We start from the raw sequence: 22,152 nt of genomic DNA on the forward strand, positions 1-22,152 counted from the left end.
GGCCTGCAAAGTGAAAATTTGTTTTACTGGATAATAAAAACAAATAATATAACTTTGCCAGATTCCTGTTTCCCGATCCCAAACAAAAACAAGCTGTAATGGTGGATAACGACAAGGCCGGCCACCTGCTTCTCGCATTGCAAAATGGGGATGCGGAAGCATTTACGGCGGTTTACAAGGCCTATTGGTACGATATGTTCCTGGTTGCATACCGCAAGCTCCGCAACAAGGAAGCGGCCGAAGAGATCGTGCAGGACATTTTTCTGCGGCTCTGGCGGGAACGGGATACCCTGCGGATCGAAAATCTCAATTACTACCTCTTTTCCGCTGTTCGCTATGAGGTTATCGACTACATCCGCACCAAAGGCCGGACGTTCGAGTACCTCGACGACTACGGCCCATTCGAAGGCATGCAGGATTTGAATACTGAAAACCAGCTTGCATTGGATGAGCTGCTGCGGGTAATCGACGAGTGCCTGCACATTTTACCGGAAAAGACCCGAGAGATCTTTCGCCTCCATAAGCTTGAATATTGGCCCGTAGCCCGCATCGCCACCCGTTTCGGGCTATCCGAGAAGGCGGTCGAATACCATCTTACCAAATCGGTACGGGTAGTGCGGACGCATTTGAAAGAAGTGATGGTCCTGCTCCTCGCCGCCTCCGGATTGATCTAGTACCCCGCGCATAGAAAGCAAAGTTCCCCTTCCTCCATTTTCCCTTTCCTCCATCCTCCCCTCATTATCTTTTTCCAAGGACTTTCCATCCGGAGCGCATTTCTAATTGTATAATTCAAATATTTTCTGAATCTATTTAGGGAATGGTGCCATTTCTTCGGCTTATCATTTCGAAGACCTGATTGAAACATCAATGAACAACAAGGAATGGCAAGCCCTGCTCCTGAAATACCGGGAAGGGAACTGCACGAAAGAAGAAAAGCTGAAAATTCACCGGTGGTATGAAAGCCTCAACGCCGACGGAATGGCGGTGCTCAGCGACCAGGAAAAACGTGAAATGGAGGAGCGAATGCTGGCTAAACTGGCCATGGAAACATCCGGCGCGGGACCGTCCGCCCTGGATTATGCAGAGCCGGCTGTGGTGAGGCAGTGGTGGCGCAGGGCTACGGTATATATCGCCACGGCTGCGGCGGTGCTGCTGGTGATCGGTTTCTGGGCATTTCTGGGTAAGGATGCCCGTAAGCCGGGTATGATGCAGGAAAAAATGTTTGTACAAGCGCCCCAAAGCCGTCTGATCACCGAAGAAAACACGACCGACGTTCCGAAGCGCCTTACACTGAGCGACCGCAGTACAGTAACCCTCGAACCGGGGGCAAAAATCGTGTTCCCGGCGTCATTCGCAGGCGACAAGCGCACGGTGCAGCTTACAGGTAATGCATTCTTTGAGATTACCCGCAATCCCGACCAGCCTTTCCTCGTATACAGCGGCAAAATCATCACCCGCGTGCTTGGAACCAGTTTCAGGATCAAAAACAATGCGAAGGACAAGGCGCTGGAAGTGGAAGTTGTGACCGGGAAAGTGTCGGTATTTGAAAACCGGGAGGCATTCAGCGAGGGGGATTCTGTTGACAATCAGGATAATGGTGTGGTGCTCACGCCGAACCAACGGGTAACCTATTTTGCCGAAAGCCGCCACCTGATGACCGGTCTCGTGCCCGAACCCGTGAAAACGTCGCAAGTTGCTGAGGAGGCAAAAATGATTTTCAATGACGAAAAACTGGAAAAAATAGCAGCCGCATTGCAGGAAACCTATGGGATAGAGATCGTCTTCGCGAATGACCGCATCGCCCATTGCTCTTTCACCGGAGACCTCACCGACATGCAGCTGTACGACAAGCTGGCGCTCGTTTGCAAATCCAATGGCGCCGATTACGAAGTGAAAGGAACACGCATTCTGATCAACGGCCGCGGCTGTGACTAAGTCTTTCCTAATCCTAAACCCTTAACTATGGAACTATAAAAGCTACCCCACCGACCTAAAACAAAGAAACCGATAGTGTACCACCACTACCGGCTTCGGAAATGCCTGCTTACGAGATCCTGGACAGACGGTAAGCTGGCGGATGTCCTGTTTTTCACAAATAGAACCTTCAAAAATATGCAAAAAACCCAACAGTTAAAATGGTGTGCATCACTATGCATGGTCATGAAAATAACATTTGCCCAAATCCTTTTTGCAGTGGTTTTCACGACGCTCACCCACGCTGCGAGCGAGGGGCGGGCGCAGGAGATCATGGAGAGAATGGTGACGATTCATGCACAGAATGCCGAACTGAGAAATGTCCTGCGTGAGATCGAGGGACAGGCCGACGTGAAGTTTGCGTACAGCCAGAAGAATATCCGCGCCGAGCGGACCATCGATGTGCATATCAACCGGCAGAAGCTGTCGACTGCGCTGAGTACACTGCTCGATCCACTGCATATTGCTTATGAACTAACGGCAGGCCGCATTTTGCTGACGGCCGAAACCGGCGCTGTAACCGAACCGCAGCAGCCCGAGGCGGCTGAAAAAATTGCCAGCCCGGCCGTAGCGCAGGTCAAAGGCAAGGTGATCGATGAGAACAATGCGGGCCTGCCCGGCGTGAGCGTGATCATCAAAGGCACGCAAAAAGGTACTACTACCGATCAGGACGGTGCATTTGCCATCGATGTGGCCGAACAGAGCGCCGTGCTGGTTTTCAGTTTTGTGGGCTACAAGCCGCAGGAGGTGGCTCTGGGTGGTCAAACAACCCTGAATGTGACATTGCTGCCCGACAACCAATCGCTTGAAGAAGTGGTGGTGGTGGGTTATGGTTCGGTGCGCAAAAGCGATCTGACGGGCTCGGTGGCGAGCATTAAGGGCGATGCGATCCGCGAAATGCCGGTTACGTCGGTGGATCAGGCGATCCAGTCGCGGGCGCCAGGCGTGCAAGTAACGCAAACCTCGGGCGCGCCGGGTGGGGGTATTTCCATCCGTGTGCGTGGTGCCAACTCCATCAACAGTGGTAGCGAGCCACTTTATGTGATCGATGGCTTCCCCATTTATCCCGACAACGGCGCATTGGGCACCAGCGGCAACCGTCAGCCTACCAACGCGATGGCGACGATTAACCCCAACGAAATTGAATCCATTGAAATACTAAAAGACGCCTCGGCGACCTCCATTTACGGTTCCCGCGGGGCGAATGGCGTAATTTTGATTACGACCAAACGCGGTAAGGAAGGCCAGAGCCGTGTGGATTATGACGGTTCGTACTCATTCCAGACCATCGCGCGCCAGGTGGATGTGCTCAACGGAGCCGATTATGCACGTTACATTAATATGCTGGAACGCAGCCAGGGCGGTAACCCGCGCTATACCGACGCGCAGATCGCGCAAATCGGCCAAGGTACCGACTGGTGGGACGTAATTTCGCGTACCGGCGGGCTGTCCAACCACCAGCTTTCGTTTACCGGCGGCACTAAGGGAATGCGGTATGCATTTGTAGGTAATTATTTGAATAACAAGGGGATCATTAAAAATACGGACTTCAACCGATACGGTTTCCGGATGAACCTGGATAACGATTTCCTCAAAGGGAAGGCTACGCTGAGCAACAGTTGGTCGTTCAACCGGTCGGGCAGCAGCAATGTACCTACCGACCGCGGCGGACCGGGCGGTATCGTTATTACGGCATTGGGCCTCGATCCTACCGGCCCGGTTTACGATCAGAACGGCGGTTACCAGTATGCAAGCTACGACCAGCGTTTCATGACCAACCCATTGGCCGAAGCCGTGGAGGGTTATGACAAGGATTTTACCAACCGCCTTTTCGGTACTTCGGCGCTGAACGTGAACATTCTGGAAGGTTTGAAATTCCGCACGAGTCTCGGACTCGACATCGTGAATGCACGCCGTACGACTTTCTATAACAACTTCACTTACATCGGACGCCAGAACGGACGCGAGTTGCAGAAAGCGAACCGAAATTCCAATAACATCCTGAATGAGAATATTTTAACCTACAATAAAGAAATTGCCAAAGGACATTACCTCGATGTGACCTTGGGTTATACCTACCAAAAGGAAATCAATTATTTCGAAGCTAATGCTACCCGCGGGCTTCCTTCCGACGATATCGACGCGGTGAATATGCAAAACGGCAGCCGGCCGCTGGTACCCACTTCGGGTCGGGTTGAATGGGAGTTGATGTCGATGCTGGGACGGGTGAATTACAATTTGAAAGACCGCTACCTGTTTACGGTGACGCTCCGTCGCGATGGCTCGTCCAAATTCGGGCCGAATAATAAATGGGCTACCTTCCCATCGGCGGCGATCGGTTGGCGTGTAGTGAATGAGGATTTTTTCAAAAATTCGGGGTTAGGGAAGGTTTTTGACGATTTCAAAATCCGCGCGAGCTATGGTCTGACGGGTAATTCGCAAATCCCCGTTTACCGTTCGGTAGCTGGATTGGTGCCTTACAATTACGTTTTCGGAGGAGTACCCGCGCTCGTTTCGGGCTATGCACCAAACCGCATTCCGAACTCGGATTTGAAATGGGAGAGCACCTCGATGCTCAATGTCGGTCTGGATTTCGCATTGCTGAACAACCGCCTCAGCCTGACAATCGACGCATTTAAAAACAAAACCACCGACCTGCTGCTCGACGTTTCCATTCCGCAAAGCACGGGTTTCAGCACCATTATGCTCAATTCCGGTTCGCTGAGTAACAAGGGACTTGAATTTTCGGCTAATTATAAGCTAATCAGTACCAGTGCATTCACCTGGGATGTGAGTGGTAATGTATCTGTCCTGCGCAACAAGATCCTCGATTTGGGCATGAGTACACCATTCTTTTCCAACAGCACCAGCGGGCACCTTGGTGTGCTCGGCAGCTGGGTGCAGGGCGGCAACCCGATCGGCGTTTGGAGCGGATACAATTACATCGGTCTGTTCCAATCCGACGAGGAAGGCAAAAGCTATTCAGCCAAAGCGGGTTATCCCAAATATGAAGACGTAAACGGTGATGGTAAATACACTACCGACGATTTCAAGATCATCGGCGATCCGAATCCGAAACTGACCTGGGGATTCAATACCACCCTGAAATACAAGGGCTTTGACCTCGCGGTGTTCTTTCGCGGCGTGCATGGCAACAAGGTCCGCAACCTGCAACAATCCGAAATGGGTGACGGCGTGCAGAAAATTAACCAGATCGGAAATATCCTGACAGACTCCTGGACACCTGAAAACCCGAATGCGCCGCGCCCGGTAATTGATGGCCGCCGCGATTTCATTTCTTTCCGCCGGTCGTCATTCTTCATTCAGGACGGTTCGTTCGTGCGCCTGCAGAATCTCTCGCTCGGGTATACGGTCCCGGTCAAGAGCGCCTACATACGCAGCGCGCGTGTGTATGTGAGCGGGCAGAACCTCTTCCTGATCACGAAATACAAAGGTTTCGACCCCGAAGTGAACAACCAGGGCCAGAACAACCTGAACCGTGGCGACGATTACGATGCCTATCCGCGATCGCGCATGTTCACAGTGGGCGTTAATCTTGGTATTTAATATTTCAAATTGAAAATCAGTTTGTTATGAAAAAGTCATTTTTATATAAAATCAGATTGACGGGTCTTTCCGCAATATTTTTCGCTGTGGCAGGCTGCTCGGATTTGAAGGAGAAACCCGATTTCATCAATCCCGATACGTTTTACAAATCAGCGGCGGAATTGGTATTGGGTGTGAATGCGGTTTACGACGACCTGAATTCGGGAGGTTTCGGATTCTTTTACGACCGTTATGTATTTGAATGTCTGGTGGGTTACCAGGTTGGATGGGAGAAAGGGCCGCTGCAATACCAATTGGGCAACGTAAGCCCGGCCGACGAATACATCGAGGCTTACTGGGGAACTTGCTACCGGTCCATTAACCGGGCAAATGCGATCATCGAAATAGCTGATGCTATGCAAGATCCGGCGAACGAAGCGTTGATCAAGCGAGTGAAAGGGGAAGCATTGTTTTTGCGAGCATTCTATTATTACAGCCTGCTGAGCTATTTCGACAATGTGCCGCTGACGACTAAATCGACGCAGAATATCTCGGAATTGCCCTCTAATTCGGGAGGAAAGGCTGCTGTGATCGCACAGATTTATGCGGATTCCAAGGCGGCGGCAGAATTGTTGCCGGCCAGCTACACCGGCGCAGATATTGGCCGCGCAACCAAATGGGCTGCGAAATCGATTCTCATGAAAACCCAGCTTTGGGATGAAAAATGGGCGGAGGCGAAGGCTACGGGCGAGGATATCATTAACAACAGTGGCCTCACGCTGTTTACCGATTTCTCCCACAATTTTGATCTTGCCCATGAAAACCAGGGAGAAAGGATCTTCGAAGCGCAGGTTTCGGCCACAGCCAACCCAAGCGAATACAATGTACATTCGATGCACTTTAACCCGGAAGATTTCCCGAGCGAACTGGGCGGATCAGGATGGAGCTGGATCAGCGCTACGCAGGAATTCCGCGCGAGCTATGATCCAAAAGATAAACGCATTGCCGGAACGTTTATCGAAAGTTACCCAACGGGCCGTTTCGGGAAAATCAACGGCGCCTATCCGATCGTGCATTGGAGCGAAAAGGCCGATTATAACCTGTCGCGCTTCGGCGGGGTAGTGAAATCGGACGCGAATCCTAACGACCCGGCGCAGATGATCTTTGGAAAGGCATGGGCGGCAAAGATCGTCGAGCTCGACAAAAGCAATGCTTCCACGGAGAAAAACACGATTTACATTCGTTTGGCGGATATTCTGCTCGGGCACTCGGAAGCCTGCAATGAAAGCGGGCAGGGCGATGCATTCGCGTCGATCAACAAGGTGCGTACCCGTGCCGGACTGGCCGCATTGAAAGGCCTCAACCAATCGGCCTTGCGCGATGCGATCATTCACGAGCGTATGCAGGAGTTTGTTTTTGAGCAGGTAATGTATCCGGAGCTGCGCCGGAAAAGCAAACTCGGAGGTCCGGTAGATTACCTGGGCAAGGAAATCAAGCATTTTGCAGAGAAATACAAGCTCGACCGCGTGCCCAAGGAACGTGACTACGTACTGCCGCTGCCGCAAAAAGAACTGCTGGGCAACCCCAATGTGAAGCAGAACGCCATTTGGCAGTAACCAATGCCCTGTCGCCGGCCTGATTTAGTGGGTAATTTTGATTAAATTCAGTCTTTTAGCCATGAAATCAGCAGGATAACTCAAATATGCTGCCTGTTCATTAAGTCGTGTCGCGACGGGGTTTTTGGGTTATATTTAGTGTTCATTTTGAATGGCGTATCAATCTTTTTCCGAGTTTGTATAAACATCTTTTCAAGTTTGTATAAACAATTATTATCGTATTGATAAACCTCTTGGTATTTTTGTAATTCTTGTTGAAATAATTATTTAAAGTTAAACCAATGCATACCAGATTTTTGATCGGTTTAGTGGTGGTAGCTGCGCCGGTAATGTACTTTTTGTCGGGCGGCGTTCCGTGGGGCGGGAAGGTGGATTACAATGCGGATGTAAAGCCGATCCTTAACAAGCATTGCATGGGCTGTCACGGCGGCGTGAAAAAGGCCGGTGACGTGAGTTTTCTGTTCGAGCACGAAATGCTGGAACCGGGGAAATCGGGTAAAATACCCGTCGTGCGCGGCGATGCGGATGCCAGCGAGATGATCCGGCGCATCCTGACGGACGATCCCGACGAGAAAATGCCGAAAAACGGCACGCCGCTGAATGAAAAGGAAATCGGTATTCTGAAACAATGGATCAATGAGGGCGCGAAATGGGAAACGCATTGGGCCTATAAAAAGATAGAAAGGCCGGATGTGCCGTCCCTGAATACCTTTTCGAACCTGTTTGGCTTACTGAATACAGGGGATAAGGCATGGGCCAAGAACGAAATCGACCATTTCGTTGCCAGAAAGCTGAAAGATGAAGGCCTGAAAACCTCCCCGGAGGCCGACCGCGCCACGTTACTTCGGCGTGTAAGCCTCGATATCACCGGCTTGCCCCCGACAGAAAAAGAAGTGCGGGATTTCGAGAACGACAAATCGCCCGACGCTTACGAAAAGGTGGTGGATAGGTTGCTCAAATCTCCGGCTTACGGAGAGAAATGGACGTCGATGTGGATGGACCTCGCACGTTATGCCGACACGAAGGGCTACGAAAGCGACGGCGGGCGCACCATGTGGCGTTACCGCGATTACGTAGTCAAATCCTTCAATGAGGACAAGCCATTCGACCGCTTCACGATCGAACAGTTGGCTGGGGATCTGTTGCCGGAAAAGAAAGACGGCTTTCCCGTGGAGCAAAACGTGATAGCTACCGGTTTTCACCGGAATACGATGACGAACAATGAGGGCGGAACCGACGACGAAGAGTTTCGTACAGCTGCATTGATCGACCGGGTGAATACTACCTGGGAGGTCTGGCAGGGGACTACATTTGCCTGTATACAATGCCACAGCCACCCTTATGACCCCATTCCGCACGACGAATATTACAAATACGCGGCGTTCTTCAACAACTCCCGCGACGAGGATGTGTGGGACGAATGGCCTAAGCTGCGGTTTTATAAAGGAGAAGATTCCCTCCGTTTCGAACGGGTGAAAGAATGGGTGCGGAAATACGATCCGAAAGACCTGGAAGCCAAAACACAGTTCATGAAGGTGGTGGAGCCGAAAATCAATGCACACAACTTCGTGAAAGGCGACCAGTCCACCGTGCTGGTGATTTCCTATTATGGTGTGAAAGACAAAGGCAATGCGCGCATTCCGCAAGTAAACCTTACCGGCGCCGACAATGTACTGATGAATATCGGTACAAGGGCCGAAAATGCGGTATTGACTTTGCATTTGGATAAGCTCGATGGTCCGGTACTTTCGACGATCAAAGTGCCGACCCGCGACACCGTAATCGTAGCTCCGATTCTGAAAACGAGTGGAAAACATGATATTTACCTTTCACTAAATAGCTCCAAGGCACCCGAAGAATGGGTACGCATATCGTGGGCGGCATTTCAGAAAGCGTTACCGGGAGCGGGCCAGCCCGGCTATGAGCAGATTGTGGCCGACTACGCCACCGCATTGACGCGACCGACCGAAAGTATGCCCGTACTTTGGGAAGGGAAAGGCGATTTTGCACGGAAAACCAATGTATTTGTCCGGGGTAACTGGATGGTGAAAGGGCCCGAAGTGAAACCCGATGTGCCTAAACTGCTCTCGCCGTTGCCCAAAGACGCTTCCCGCGACCGGCTTGGCCTCGCCAAATGGATCGTGAGCCGAGATAATGCATTGACCGGGCGCGTTATCGTGAACCGCTTCTGGGAGCAACTTTTCGGGAGAGGAATTGTGGAAACGGTGGAGGATTTCGGCTCGCAAGGCGCTGAACCTTCTCACCCCGAGTTGCTCGACTGGCTGGCGGTTTCATTTATGGATGATTATAAATGGAGTGTCAAAAAATTGCTGAAAACAATTGTAATGTCGGCCACCTACCGGCAGGATTCCCGTTCCGATGGACACCGGAAAGAGAAAGACCCTTACAACGTGTGGCTCTCGCGCGGGCCTCGCGTACGCCTGAGCGCCGAACAGGTGCGCGATCAGGCCCTTGCGTGCAGCGGACTTATTTCCGGTAAAATGTACGGCCCGAGCGTAATGCCGCCGCAGCCTGACAAAATCTGGCAGTCGCCATACAGCGGCGAGAGCTGGGTAGTAAGCGAAGGAGAAGACAAGTACCGCCGGGGAGTCTATACTTATTGGAAAAGAACGGCCCCATATCCATCGATGACGACCTTCGACGCGCCGAGCCGGGAATTTTGCCAGTCGAGACGAATCATCACCAACACCCCATTGCAGGCATTGGTAACGCTGAATGACCCGGTATACCTGGAAGCGGCTGAAAAACTGGCTTCTAAAATGAAGACTCGCGGTAAGACGCCCGAGCAGCAGCTCAAAGAGGGTTACCGTTTGCTCACATTCAAACCCATTGAACAGAAGAGCCTGAATGTGCTCATGAAAGTATACCAAGATGCACTCAAGGAGTACCGGCAAAAGCCTTCGGAAGTGGACAGTATTTTAGTTTACGGAAAAGAAAAGTCCCCTGAACTGGCCGCCTTGACGGTTTCAGCGAACGTATTGCTGAATCTGGATAACGTAGTGACGAAAGAGTAGAACTGCGTAGACGGTACCCGGTACGGGTTCGGCTCCGGCGTTAGGACCGACTTCGGACCGGCCTAGGGCCCGACTTCGGACTCGGCCTTTTTCCGTTGACTGAAGTCAACGGTATTAGATTGAGAGTCAGGGGAGGTACCTTAGGCGAATTGAATAAAAGGAAAGCAGGCGATTCGCCTGACGAGAAGGGTACAGGAAGAACCTATCTACTACCGTCGACTTCAGTCGACGGCTTAAAAAGAAAAAAGTTAAAAAAAAGCAAAGAAAGGGCCATCGGCCCGTAACCATATTCCTAACCCAGGGTTTCAACCCTGGGGGGCAAGGTAACCAAGTTTGCAATGGAGAAACTACTGAAAGAACTACAATATGCCGACGTGCAGCGGCAGACGCGCCGCCACTTTTTGCAATCGGCTGGCTTTGGGTTGGGTGCATTGGGGCTGGGCTCGCTGCTGGGCTCCTGCGGCTCGTCGAAGGCCGGTGATGCGGCAGGGGCTTCGGAATCGATCGCAGGGAGCGGTATTCCGCAATTTGCTCCGAAAGCCAAGCGGGTGATTTACATCCACATGGCCGGCGCGCCGTCGCAGCTCGAACTTTTCGACTACAAGCCCGAGCTTGTCAAATACCACGGGAAAGACTGCCCTGCCGAATTTCTGGAAGGCAAGAAGTTTGCATTCATCCAGGGAGTGCCTAAAATGCTCGGGCCGCAGGGGAAATTTGCACAATATGGCCAATCCGGCGCCTGGCTGTCGGATTATCTGCCCTATTTGCAGACCGTCGCCGACGAGATCACCTTCCTGAAAGCGATGCACACCGACCAGTTCAACCACGCGCCTGCGCAGCTGCTCCTGCATACGGGTAGTCCGCGGTTGGGGCGCCCGAGTCTGGGTGCATGGGCGGTGTATGGCCTGGGTTCCGAAAACCGGAATTTGCCTGGTTTTATCGTGCTGGCTTCCGGGGGGCGTCAGCCCGATGCGGGAAAAAGTGTGTACGGGAGCGGATTCCTGCCCTCGGTTTACCAGGGTGTGCAATGCCGTACTGGCGGCGACCCGGTTCTGTACGTGACCGATCCGAACGGAATGAACCGTAACATCCGTAAGAAAACGATCGACGCGATCAACGAAATTAACCGGCAAACTTACGAGGAAGTACAGGATCCGGAGATCTTGACGAGGATCAGCCAGTATGAAATGGCGTTCCGAATGCAGATGTCGGTGCCCGAGGTAATGGATGTGGCCAAGGAGCCGCAATTTATTCTGGATATGTATGGAGTAAAAGCCGGAGAAGGAAGCTTTGGTATGAACTGTCTGCTTGCCCGGAAACTCATTGAAAACGACGTGCGATTTGTGCAGCTTTTCGACTGGGGCTGGGACGGACACGGAACCAACGCGACCGATAATGTAGAGGGCGGGCTGCGTTCCAAATGCCAGATTTCCGATAAGCCCATTGCGGCATTGATCAAAGACCTGAAAATGCGCGGATTACTGGAAGAAACGCTGGTCATATTCGGCGCGGAATTCGGTAGGACGCCCATGCAGGAGAACCGTAATGGTGTGGTAATGCCCTATATGGGCCGCGACCATCACCTGGAAGCCTACACGATGTGGATGGCGGGCGGCGGCGTGAAGCAAGGTTACAGCCATGGCGAGACCGATGAACTGGGCTATTATGGCGTGAAAGATCGCGTCCACGTGCATGATTTGCAGGCAACCATCCTGCATTTAATGGGCTTCGACCACGAGAAATTCACCTATCCGTTCCAGGGAAGGAATTTCAGGCTGACAGACACCGAAGGTAAAGTTGTGAAACAAGTGATCGCATAACTAGTCGCATTTTTTTAGCAGTATTTAAAACAAACTATGGCGGAGGAAACAGTTAAGGCATTCCGGATGCAGCTCAAACCCGGATTTGAAGCAGAATACAAGAAGAGGCACGACGAAATATGGCCGGAACTGAGCCAGCTTTTGAAAGAAGCCGGAATTGCGGAATACTATATTTTCCTCGACGAAGCCACACTTGCACTTTTTGCATTTCAAAAACTGGGCGCCAACGACACAACCGCCAGCCTCCCCGCGCTCCCCATCATGAAAAAATGGTGGGATCATATGGCCGACATCATGGAAGTAAACGCTGATAACTCTCCCGTGGCGGTTCCATGCCCGGAGGTTTTCAGGTTGTAATACATTGATTTTTGAATAATCCTAATCCCTTAATGTTGATTTCCGGTATGCTCATTCCTCTTCTTCAAGCATCGCCCTGGGCACTGTTTATCGGGCGGTTTCATCCTGTGTTGGTGCATTTACCCATTGGTTTTTTGCTGATCGCGGCCCTTATCGAGATCGGCCGCAGGACCGGCAAGATTTCCGTGAGTGAATCCACCGTAGTTTTTGTGCTGTTCTGGTCGGCGGTGAGCGCCACTTTTGCCTGCATTGCGGGTTACTTGCTGTCGCTGGGCGGTGGCTATGACGAAGATCTGCTTGGTGCACATATGTGGAAAGGCATTGGTGTAGCGGTATTTGCCTGGGTAGCGTGGCTTGTCAAATCGGACCGGCTAGCCGGGAAGATATCGTTTGGGAAAGTCGTTTACCTGCCTGCATTCGCTGTGTCGGTGTTGCTGACCATGACAGCCGGCCACGACGGCGGTTCGCTGACGCACGGAGGCGGTTACCTCACGCAGTACACGCCCGAACCCTTCCGCAGCCTCGCGGGAATGGATCCTATCGAAGAAAAAGCGAAGGAAATCAAGCCTATTACCGATGTGCAGCAGGCTGTTGTTTATAAAGATATTGTCCAGCCGATCCTCGAAGCGCGCTGTACACAATGCCATAATGCAAGCAAGAAAAAGGGCGATTTGCGCATGGATGAGCTCGCATTACTGATGAAAGGCGGTGAAAACGGTCCCGCATTGGTGGCAGGCAAGGGAGCTGAAAGCGATATGATCAAACGGTGCTTGCTGGACGAAAGCGACGACAACCACATGCCTCCGAAGGGCAAGCCTCAATTGAGTACCGAGCAGATCGCGTTGCTATCATGGTGGATCGATCAGGGAGCGCCTGCGGACAAAAAAGTATCAGAGCTGGCAGTAACGGATCGGGTAAAACCGGCGCTCGCGTCACTCGGCGGAGGCTCGGCGACGGGTGGATCCGGCGGCGCAAAACAGAAAGAATCGGCCATTGCTACATTGAAAGTTTCACCTGCGAAAGAAAGTGACATCCAGGCTTTGCGGAAAGCAGGACTGATCGTCAACACATTATCACAAGATCAGAATTTGCTGGAAGTGAGTGCAGTAAATGCACCGCAATTCGGAGACAAGGACATTGCATTGCTTTTGCCGGTAGCCGAGCAGGTAACCTGGCTGAAACTGGGCGGTACCCAGATCACCGACGGCGGTTTGAAAGAAATTGCCAAATTGAAGAACCTCACCAAGCTCCATTTGGAACACTCCGGCGTGACCGACCAGGGCATTGCGCAGATCAAAAGCCTGCCGCATTTGGAATACCTGAATGTGATCGACACCAAAATGGGCGATGCGGGATTGAAAAATATCGCGTCGATGAAAGGGCTGCGTTCAATTTACGTCTGGCAATCGGGCGTGACCGATAGTGCGGTAGCACAAGCGGCAAAGCAGTCCCCGGGTTTGCAGATCGTCAACGGTTTCAGCGAAGCCGAGGTCGCACAGTTCCTGAAAGCGGGCGATAGCACGGCGACCAAGCCGGTTGCGGCGTCTAAAAAATAGTCAGTTGTTGTCAGGTTTGGTCAAGTATTGTCAAATGTAGGCAGGCTTGTCAAGTATTGTCAATTGAAGTCAGTAGTCAGGTGTAGTCAAGTATTGTCAAGAGTAGTCAGGAATAAACATTCATTGACTGGAACACAATACCTAAGCCAATGACTATCCATGACTACACCTGACAATCCATGACTACACTTGACAATACCTGACCAACGTCGCCCATTCAATCATTCAGTCATTCAATCATTCAACATTAAAATGACCCGCCGGGATTTCATTAACAACGCCACAGCCGCCGCAGTCACCACGGCCGGCGCCTTAACGACCTTCGAATCGGTCGCCGACGCGAATAAAGCAGCGGTGCAGTTTGAAAATAAGCTGTCATTGAAAGTGCTCGGTACCAACTGGGGCTTTCAGGGGACCACCGACCAGTTTTGCGCTGCCGTCAAAAAAGAAGGTTATGATGGTATCGAAATGTGGTGGCAAGGCTCGAAAGACAAGCAGAAGGAGCTTTTCGACGCATTGAAAAAGCACGATCTCGAAGTAGGCTTTCTCTGCGGATCGGGCGAGCGGGATCACAAAGCGCATTTGAATGCATTCAAATCGCAGATCGACGCAGCTACTACGCAATGGCCGGTGAAGCCGCTTTACATCAATTGCCACAGCGGCCGTGACCATTTTACTTACGAACAAAACAAGGCGTTTATAGACCATACCACCGAAGCGTCGGCCAAAAGCGGCATACCCATTCACCATGAAACCCACCGCGGGCGCATGCTTTTCGCGGCGCATGTGGCCCGGAATTTTATCGAGAAGAACCCGGCATTAAGGCTTACGCTCGATATTTCGCATTGGTGTAATGTGCATGAAAGCCTTTTGCAGGACCAGGAGGAAACCATTCAGCTTGCGCTTACACGCGTGGGGCACATCCACTCGCGCATCGGGCACGAGGAGGGCCCGCAGGTGAACGACCCGCGTGCACCGGAATGGGAGGCGGCCGTGAAGGCGCATTTGGCGTGGTGGGACAAAGTGGTCGAATACAAGGTCAAAAGCGGTGAAACGCTAACCGTTCTGACGGAATTCGGGCCACCGAATTATCAACCAACCGTACCGTTTACACATCAGCCGCTATCGGATCAGTGGGGTATCAACGTGCATATGATGCATTTGTTAAGAAAGCGGTATTTGAAATAAAACACTACTGAAAGGTTGGAGTTGCACGTCCATTTTTCTCTAACTTGCAGTGTTTTAAATCAACGACTCTATGAAAAACACACACTTCCTGCTGGCCCGGGAAGAATCCGATGTCCGTAAAACGTTCCTGGGTGCATTTATAGCCCACATCGACGGAGGTAAGGCGACGTCCGCCAAAGATTTCCACGAGGCAATCGCCGCCGCCATGCATTTCCCCGATTATTCCGGTAAAAACCTCGACGCGCTCGACGAAATGCTCAATGACCTGGAATGGATCGATGAAAAGAAAGTCATTATCTACATCGGAAATTCGGGCGACTGGCTTTCAAAGGAAAAGTCCGAGGATAAGCTACTGACGATCATCGACATTTTCGACGCTACGGCAGAAGACTGGAAATGGCTGGACGAGGAAGAGGAAGGCGTAGCGAAAAAGGAATTGCAAATCGTCTTCCAGGATTCGCCACGCATCCGCACATTGCTCGAAGATCAGGAAATCCCGTTCGATACGCTCGATTGATACGTCGCTCATAATCGGGACGTTGGTATTTGTCATGTGTTGCGGTCCGCCGCGCGGTCAAGAATGGTCAGGTATTGTCAAGTATAGTCAGGAGCTGTCAAGTATAGCCTGAGTGGAGGAGATTTAAGCAACACCAATTCCTGACGACCAAACCATCCATGACTACATCTGACTACACATGACCATCAATGCCCACACCTGACTACTAATGACAATCCCTGCCTACGCCTGCCCATACCTGACAACGTCCCTGCGCCACTGTACGAACCCGATAACCGCAAGTATGAGAAAGACGCCGTACAAAATTGCGGTGAGGTGGAGGTCTTTGTAGAAATACACAACCACATAAGCCGCGTCGGCGACGATCCAGATGATCCAGTTTTCGAGGTATTTACGGGCCATCATCCATTGGCCGATCAGGCTGGCGATCGTCAGTGCCGAGTCGGCGTAGGTGAGGCTCGCATCGGTAAACTTGCCGAGTAAAAAGCCCCAGGAGAGGGTTACTGCGACAAAAATCAACCCAAAAACCGGGTAGAGCTTCACGGGCGTGCGCGTTACACGCAGGCCATCATGGTTTTGTCCACCGAATTTCCACATCCACCAGCCGTAAATGCTTGTCAGGAAGTAATAGCCCTGCAAGCCCATGTCGGCATACAATCTTACCTGCCAGAAAACCACCCCATACAACACCGCATTAATAATCCCGAAAAACCAGCCGAGCACATTCTGGCGGGTATTGAGGTAAACGCAGATCGCGCCGGTGACGAAACCCAGGATTTCGAGCACGGTTGTCGGCAGTCCTGCCAACGAAACGGGTTGATTAAGCCAGTCGGTCATGAGGGGATTGAGATGAGAAAAGGTAAAAATAAAATGATCTGACCGATTTTTACGCGGAATGATTTACGGCTATTTTTGTAGTCCGGTTGGTTACAGCAACAAAATGCGGCCGGCCATTGTTATTTATTTTGCCGGTCCGGAAATTTCCCGAAACGGCTTTTTGCGTTTACATTCACTGCGGTTGAGGCTGCACAGCATTTGATATAATTGGAAGTTAAAGACTTATTAACACTATACGGAGGCGACAGTTACATGGATGTGCTGAGCGCGCAGATCGCCTCTAAGGATGCCGATGCGGCGCACGTGCAGGTAAAAGGGCTGGTAGGAAGCCTCGACGCGGTGGTCGCCGCTGCCGTGCAGCACAAGAAGAAAACATCGGCTTTGTACATTCTCAGCGACCGCGAGGAAGCGGCCTATTTTCAGAATGACCTTCAAAACCTGCTGGGTTCTACCGAAGTCCTGTTTTATCCTACATCCTACAAACGGCCTTACCATTACGAGGAAGTGGATAATGCCAATGTGCTCATGCGCGGTGAGATCCTGAACAAGCTCAGCGCAGGGCGCAACACGCCGGTGCAAATTGTGACTTACCCGGAAGCATTGTTTGAAAAAGTAATCAACAAGCGCTCACTGAAAGCCAATACGTTTTCGGTGAAAGTAGGGGAAAAGCTCGATCCTGCATTTCTGACGGAGTTTTTGAACAGCTACGGTTTCGAAATCACCGATTTTGTGTTCGAAGCGGGGCAGTTCTCCGTGCGCGGGGGTATACTCGACGTGTTTTCATTTGCCAACGAACACCCGTTCCGGATTGAGCTTTTCGGGGATGAGGTGGAAAGTATCCGCTCGTTCGATCCCGACACACAGCTTTCCATTGAGAGCGCGAAGCAGATCAATATTGTACCGGACATTCAGCAAAAACTCTCGCACGAAACGCGGGACTCGTTTCTGAGCTTCTTCACCGATGATACCGCTATCTGGTTCAAAGACGCGGAACTGACATTGGAAGTGATTGAAAAATGCTTCGAAAGGGCTGAAAAGGCATTGGAAGAAGTGACCGGCGGTGGTGTACAGATCGTTTCGAATCCCAACGAGCTTTTCGAAACGCGACGCGGGTTTCTGAACCAGGTTAAGAAGTTTAAAACGGTTGAATTCGGCAAGAAATCGTATTTCAAGACTGAAATGAAGCTGCCCTATTCTTCGAAACCGCAGCCTTCATTTAACAAGGATTTCAAAAGGCTTTTGGATGATTTGACGGATAATCAGAACAAAGGGTATGTCAATATCATCGTTGCCGAGCAACCCAAACAGCTCGATCGCCTCGAAAGGATTTTCGAAGACCTCGATCCGTTCGTGAAGTTCCGGCCCATGCACATTTCGCTCCGGGAGGGTTTTGTGGATGATAACCTGAAAGTAGCGTGCTACACCGATCACCAGATTTTCGCCCGTTTTCATAAATACCGCCTGAAAGAGAAATTCAGCAAATCCAAGGCAATGACCTTGAAAGAGCTGAAATCCTTGCAGGTAGGCGACTTTGTGACGCACGTCGATTATGGCATCGGCCGTTTCGCAGGAATGGAGCGCAAGGATGTGAACGGGAAGGAGCAGGAAGCGGTACGGCTCATTTACCGTGACAATGATTTGCTGTACGTGAGTGTGCATAACCTGCACAAAATCGCGAAGTATACCGGCAAGGAAGGCACTCCGCCGGCAATGAGCAAGCTGGGTTCGGGGGAATGGGAAGCCAAAAAGTCGAAGGTTAAGAAGCAGCTCAAAGACATTGCGCACGAGCTGATCGCATTGTATGCCAAACGTCGCCAGGCGCCGGGATTCCCGTTCTCGAAGGACAACTACCTGCAAGTGGAGCTGGAATCATCCTTTATATATGAAGACACGCCCGACCAGGCCACCGCTACGGCCAATGTGAAGGACGATATGGAGAAAGGCCACCCGATGGACCGGCTCGTGTGCGGGGACGTAGGCTTTGGTAAAACCGAAATCGCGATCCGGGCCGCATTCAAGGCGGTTTGTGACAGCAAGCAGGTGGCGGTACTCGTGCCTACGACGATCCTGGCCATGCAGCATTACAAGACATTCAGCGAACGCCTCGCCGATTTTCCAGCCCGGGTAGGGTATATCAACCGCTTCAAATCTGCGAAAGAAATCAAGGATACATTGAAACAGGCTGAGGAAGGGAAGATCGATATTCTGATCGGTACCCACCGAATTTTGAATAAGGATGTAAAATTCAAAGATTTGGGACTGCTGATCGTCGATGAGGAACAGAAGTTTGGAGTAAAAGCCAAAGACCGGCTGAAAGAAATGCGCGTGAACGTGGACGTGCTTACGCTTACCGCCACGCCGATTCCGCGTACATTACATTTCTCGCTCATGGGCGCGCGCGACCTTTCGGTTATCGCAACCCCGCCGCCGAACCGCCAGCCCGTTACGACGGAAGTACATACTTTCAGTGAGGAGTTTATCCGGGACGCCATCAGCTTCGAGGTGCAGCGCGGCGGGCAGGTTTTCTTTGTCCATAACCGCGTGAATGACATCGAATCCATCGCGAATATTATCCTGCGCCTCGTGCCCGACGTGCGCATAGGCGTAGCGCACGGGCAAATGGACGGCGATAAGCTCGAAAAAGTGATGATGAATTTCATCGACGGCGAGTACGATATTCTGGTTTCGACCAATATCATAGAATCCGGGATCGATATTGCCAATGCGAACACCATTATTATCAACTCCGCGCACATGTTCGGGCTCTCGGATCTGCACCAAATGCGCGGCCGCGTAGGGCGCTCGAACCGGAAGGCATTCTGCTACCTGTTAACCCCGTCGGTATCGACGCTGGCGAGCGATTCGCGTAAACGTTTACAGACCCTGGAAGAGTTTTCGGACCTGGGTGACGGTTTTAAGGTAGCTATGCGAGACCTTGACATCCGCGGAGCAGGTAACCTGCTGGGCGCTGAGCAAAGTGGTTTTGTGAATGATTTGGGATATGAATTGTATCATAAAATGCTCGACGAGGCTGTCCAGGAGCTGAAAAGCAATGAATTTAAAGACCTGTTCGAAGGTGTTTTCAGCCTGCCGAAAAACCTGGTGCCCGATACGCAGATCGAAACCGATTTCGCGACGTTGATACCGGACGACTACGTAAAAAATATTTCGGAAAGGCTGTCGTTATATACCCGCCTTGATAATATTGCGACGGAGGAGGAGCTCGGGAAATTTGAAAAGGAAATCCTCGACCGTTTCGGTCCGGTGCCGCATGAGGTGCAGGATTTGCTGAAAACGGTCCGTTTGCGTTGGGAAGCAGAGGCTTTGCAGTTCGAAAAACTGACTTTGAAAAGCAATACGATGAAAGGCTACTTCGTTACTTCGCAGAATGACGAATTCTTTCAGTCGGCGAAGTTCGGGCAGGTGATTGATTACATTAAAAAACACCCTAAGCAAATTTCGCTTAAAGATCAGAAAGGCAAGCTGATACTGATTTGCGAGGACATCAAAAGCATTGATCAGGCACGCCAGGTATTGATGGAAATGACCCAGTAGCAAACAGGCCCCGGTTACCTGATAATTGATTTTTAAAAATAATATCGATTGATTTCATACATTTGCGGTTTCGCATACTATAAAATACCAAACACTTAAGTCACTTTAAAGCAATGATTTGCATGCAAAAGATGGGTACCCGGTCGATCGCGCTGATTCTGATAGTGTTATTAGCGGCAACTGCGTGTAGTAAAAAGAAGCCAACCAGCTTGAAACCTGGCAAGACCAGCTCTAAAACAGGCTTGGCTTACAACGGCAAAGACGGGTTTGAAGTAAAGCAGTACAAAGCTTTGCCAGCCGGTCCTGACCTAGTGTACATCGAAGGAGGACGTTTTACGATGGGTTCTTTGGAAGAGGATGTGATGACACGCCGGGACAACCCGAAACGGACTGTCAGTATTCAGTCGTTCTACATGGACCAGACCGAAGTGGCGAACGTCCACTACCTCGAATACCTGAATGCAATCCAGAAAGACTCTTCGGAAGAGTTCTATGCAAAGGCGCTTCCTGACACAACAGTTTGGTTTAACGAACTGTCATTCAACGATTCTTACGTAACAATGTACCTGCGTCACCCGGGCTTCCGCCTTTATCCGGTAGTAGGTGTTTCGTGGGTTCAGGCCAACGACTATTGCGCATGGCGTACCGCTGCTGTGAGCCAGGCTAATAATGCCAAGGGCGCAGCTGCTGCTGGTGGTAAAAAGAAAAAGGGATTCTCTTTCGGCAAGAAGAAGAAAGCAGAAGGCGAAGCTGTTGCAGCTGCTGATGCTCCCGCACCACAACTTCGTATCGAAAGCGGCTACGTAATGCCTCCATACCGCCTTCCGACAGAAGCTGAGTTTGAATACGCTGCTATGGCGATGATCGGAACACAGTATTCTGACGAAAACCAGGCCAATTCAAGAATTTATCCATGGGATGGTTCCACCATGCGTAACCCACGTGGCCGCAAGCAGGGAACAATGCTCGCGAACTTCAAACGTGGCCCTGGTGACTACGCTGGTATCGCTGGTAAATCCAATGACGGAGCGATTATCACACAGGAAATCCGGTCGTATCCGGCCAACGACAATGGTCTTTACGACATGGCTGGTAACGTAAGTGAGTGGGTTTACGACGTGTACCGTCCGCTTTCAAACAGCGATGTAAACGACCTCAACTCCTTCCGTCGCGACGGTTACCAGGATGAGGCTAAAAACTACGACAGCAAAAACAACAACTCAATGGTTGATGATAAGCTGAGAGTTTACAAAGGCGGCTCATGGGCTGACGTAGCTTACTGGTTGTCTCCGGGAACACGCCGTTACATGGATCAGGACTCTGCTACTGCGATGGTAGGTTTCCGTTGCGCGATGATCGCCACCGGAACGCATAAAGAATAAGATTTGAAATAAAACCAATAAGAAAAGCCGCTGTTCTTATGAATGGCGGCTTTTCGGTTTTAGTGCTGTGCCAGAGCGATGGTGAGAATATGAAATTGTTTGCAACCGGAGGCAAGTAATGTCCTCGCGCACTCTTCCAATGTAGCACCGGTAGTAAGTACATCGTCGATCAGGATCACGCTTTTAGGAGAGAAGCCCGTTTTAACGGCAAATACTCCCTGTACATTCTCCCTTCTTTCCATTTTGGTTTTACCAGTTTGTGTGGCGGTGTATTTTACGCGTTCGAGCATTGCGCCCGACCACGGAATGCTTGTTGCCCGGGAAAAGCCTTCTGCGAGCAGGTCGCTTTGATTGTAGCCCCGTTGCTTTCGCTTTTTGGGATGAAGCGGAATGCTCAGGATAATTTCAGCTTCCGGTAAATGCCCCGATGTCTTTAATTCTTGCCCGAACATCTGCCCAAGCAATATCCCCACTTCCTTATTTCCCTTGTACTTCAATGCGTGCAGCAGTTTTTGCACCTTGCTTCTCTTGGTAAACAGCAAAAACGAATGGGTTGAAAGGACTTCGGGAAGGCCCACGAATTTGAATTGGAGCGATTCGCCATTCAATCCATCCGACCCGACGCGCGGCAACGAAATGCGGCAAAGCGTGCAAATAGTAGCTTCATTGCCTTGCAATACCCGGTCGCAGCTCTCGCAGCAGCGTGGAAACAGTAGATCGGCAAAATCACGGAGGAGTTGTTTCAGGTTCATTTTTGTGTGATTCAATG

Annotated in this window: 14 protein-coding genes; 12 read left to right on the top strand and 2 right to left on the bottom strand. The window is 51.1% G+C overall.

Features of this window, described 5'->3' with window-relative positions; all coding sequences use genetic code 11:
• Positions 1 to 98: 98 nt before the first annotated feature.
• From J2Y43_RS23680 to J2Y43_RS23725, 10 genes are all read left to right on the top strand, one after another.
• On the top strand, positions 99 to 674 hold the full coding sequence (locus J2Y43_RS23680; RefSeq protein WP_309988714.1) for a sigma-70 family RNA polymerase sigma factor: 576 nt from the start codon (positions 99 to 101) through the stop codon (positions 672 to 674).
• 193 nt (positions 675 to 867) lie between these two features.
• Positions 868 to 1,935 (top strand): FecR domain-containing protein, encoded by a 1,068-nt coding sequence (locus J2Y43_RS23685; RefSeq protein WP_309988711.1) that lies wholly within the window; start codon positions 868 to 870, stop codon positions 1,933 to 1,935.
• Positions 1,936 to 2,160: 225 nt separating this feature from the next.
• Complete coding sequence (locus J2Y43_RS23690; RefSeq protein WP_309988708.1) at positions 2,161 to 5,541, top strand: TonB-dependent receptor; 3,381 nt, start codon at positions 2,161 to 2,163, stop codon at positions 5,539 to 5,541.
• A 26-nt stretch (positions 5,542 to 5,567) separates the two neighbouring features.
• Positions 5,568 to 7,136 (top strand): RagB/SusD family nutrient uptake outer membrane protein, encoded by a 1,569-nt coding sequence (locus J2Y43_RS23695; RefSeq protein WP_309988705.1) that lies wholly within the window; start codon positions 5,568 to 5,570, stop codon positions 7,134 to 7,136.
• Between the two features lie 281 nt (positions 7,137 to 7,417).
• Positions 7,418 to 10,171 carry a DUF1553 domain-containing protein gene (locus J2Y43_RS23700; protein ID WP_309988703.1) on the top strand — a complete coding sequence of 918 codons (2,754 nt, stop codon included), beginning with the start codon at positions 7,418 to 7,420 and terminating at the stop codon, positions 10,169 to 10,171.
• Between the two features lie 338 nt (positions 10,172 to 10,509).
• Positions 10,510 to 11,991, top strand: a complete 1,482-nt coding sequence (locus tag J2Y43_RS23705) for a DUF1501 domain-containing protein (RefSeq protein ID WP_309988700.1) — start codon at positions 10,510 to 10,512, stop codon at positions 11,989 to 11,991.
• Positions 11,992 to 12,027: 36 nt separating this feature from the next.
• The gene (gene rhaM / locus J2Y43_RS23710; RefSeq protein WP_309988698.1) at positions 12,028 to 12,348 is read left to right on the top strand and encodes an L-rhamnose mutarotase; all 321 of its coding nucleotides are present in this window, start codon (positions 12,028 to 12,030) and stop codon (positions 12,346 to 12,348) included.
• A 47-nt stretch (positions 12,349 to 12,395) separates the two neighbouring features.
• On the top strand, positions 12,396 to 13,904 hold the full coding sequence (locus J2Y43_RS23715) for a c-type cytochrome domain-containing protein (RefSeq protein WP_309988695.1): 1,509 nt from the start codon (positions 12,396 to 12,398) through the stop codon (positions 13,902 to 13,904).
• Positions 13,905 to 14,156: 252 nt separating this feature from the next.
• Positions 14,157 to 15,092: a TIM barrel protein gene (locus J2Y43_RS23720; protein ID WP_309988692.1), complete on the top strand. Its 936-nt coding sequence runs from the start codon at positions 14,157 to 14,159 to the stop codon at positions 15,090 to 15,092.
• A 70-nt stretch (positions 15,093 to 15,162) separates the two neighbouring features.
• Positions 15,163 to 15,609, top strand: coding sequence for a barstar family protein (locus J2Y43_RS23725; protein ID WP_309988690.1), 447 nt, complete (start codon positions 15,163 to 15,165; stop codon positions 15,607 to 15,609).
• 222 nt (positions 15,610 to 15,831) lie between these two features.
• Here J2Y43_RS23725 and pnuC read toward each other — a convergent pair whose 3' ends face one another.
• Positions 15,832 to 16,446: a nicotinamide riboside transporter PnuC gene (pnuC, locus tag J2Y43_RS23730; RefSeq protein ID WP_309988688.1), complete on the bottom strand. Its 615-nt coding sequence runs from the start codon at positions 16,444 to 16,446 to the stop codon at positions 15,832 to 15,834.
• Positions 16,447 to 16,653: 207 nt separating this feature from the next.
• On the opposite strand from pnuC, the gene mfd reads away from it, so the two are divergent.
• The gene (mfd, locus tag J2Y43_RS23735; RefSeq protein ID WP_309988685.1) at positions 16,654 to 20,001 is read left to right on the top strand and encodes a transcription-repair coupling factor; all 3,348 of its coding nucleotides are present in this window, start codon (positions 16,654 to 16,656) and stop codon (positions 19,999 to 20,001) included.
• A gap of 131 nt (positions 20,002 to 20,132) precedes the next feature.
• Entirely contained in the window at positions 20,133 to 21,383 is a 1,251-nt protein-coding gene (locus J2Y43_RS23740) for an SUMF1/EgtB/PvdO family nonheme iron enzyme (RefSeq protein ID WP_409014493.1), read from the top strand.
• 59 nt (positions 21,384 to 21,442) lie between these two features.
• Here J2Y43_RS23740 and J2Y43_RS23745 read toward each other — a convergent pair whose 3' ends face one another.
• Positions 21,443 to 22,135, bottom strand: a complete 693-nt coding sequence (locus J2Y43_RS23745; protein WP_309988681.1) for a ComF family protein — start codon at positions 22,133 to 22,135, stop codon at positions 21,443 to 21,445.
• Positions 22,136 to 22,152: the final 17 nt, after the last annotated feature.

Source organism: Dyadobacter sp. BE31 (assembly GCF_031457695.1).
Taxonomy (GTDB): domain Bacteria; phylum Bacteroidota; class Bacteroidia; order Cytophagales; family Spirosomataceae; genus Dyadobacter.

Bases quoted from the DNA above. Each gene is read 5' to 3' on its own strand.
- J2Y43_RS23680 (WP_309988714.1), top strand. From the start codon at position 99: ATGGTGGATAACGACAAGGCCGGCCACCTGCTTCTCGCATTGCAAAAT.
- J2Y43_RS23685 (WP_309988711.1), top strand. From the start codon at position 868: ATGAACAACAAGGAATGGCAAGCCCTGCTCCTGAAATACCGGGAAGGG.
- J2Y43_RS23690 (WP_309988708.1), top strand. From the start codon at position 2,161: ATGAAAATAACATTTGCCCAAATCCTTTTTGCAGTGGTTTTCACGACG.
- J2Y43_RS23695 (WP_309988705.1), top strand. From the start codon at position 5,568: ATGAAAAAGTCATTTTTATATAAAATCAGATTGACGGGTCTTTCCGCA.
- J2Y43_RS23700 (WP_309988703.1), top strand. From the start codon at position 7,418: ATGCATACCAGATTTTTGATCGGTTTAGTGGTGGTAGCTGCGCCGGTA.
- J2Y43_RS23705 (WP_309988700.1), top strand. From the start codon at position 10,510: ATGGAGAAACTACTGAAAGAACTACAATATGCCGACGTGCAGCGGCAG.
- rhaM (WP_309988698.1), top strand. From the start codon at position 12,028: ATGGCGGAGGAAACAGTTAAGGCATTCCGGATGCAGCTCAAACCCGGA.
- J2Y43_RS23715 (WP_309988695.1), top strand. From the start codon at position 12,396: ATGCTCATTCCTCTTCTTCAAGCATCGCCCTGGGCACTGTTTATCGGG.
- J2Y43_RS23720 (WP_309988692.1), top strand. From the start codon at position 14,157: ATGACCCGCCGGGATTTCATTAACAACGCCACAGCCGCCGCAGTCACC.
- J2Y43_RS23725 (WP_309988690.1), top strand. From the start codon at position 15,163: ATGAAAAACACACACTTCCTGCTGGCCCGGGAAGAATCCGATGTCCGT.
- pnuC (WP_309988688.1), bottom strand. From the start codon at position 16,446: ATGACCGACTGGCTTAATCAACCCGTTTCGTTGGCAGGACTGCCGACA.
- J2Y43_RS23740 (WP_409014493.1), top strand. From the start codon at position 20,133: ATGGGTACCCGGTCGATCGCGCTGATTCTGATAGTGTTATTAGCGGCA.
- J2Y43_RS23745 (WP_309988681.1), bottom strand. From the start codon at position 22,135: ATGAACCTGAAACAACTCCTCCGTGATTTTGCCGATCTACTGTTTCCA.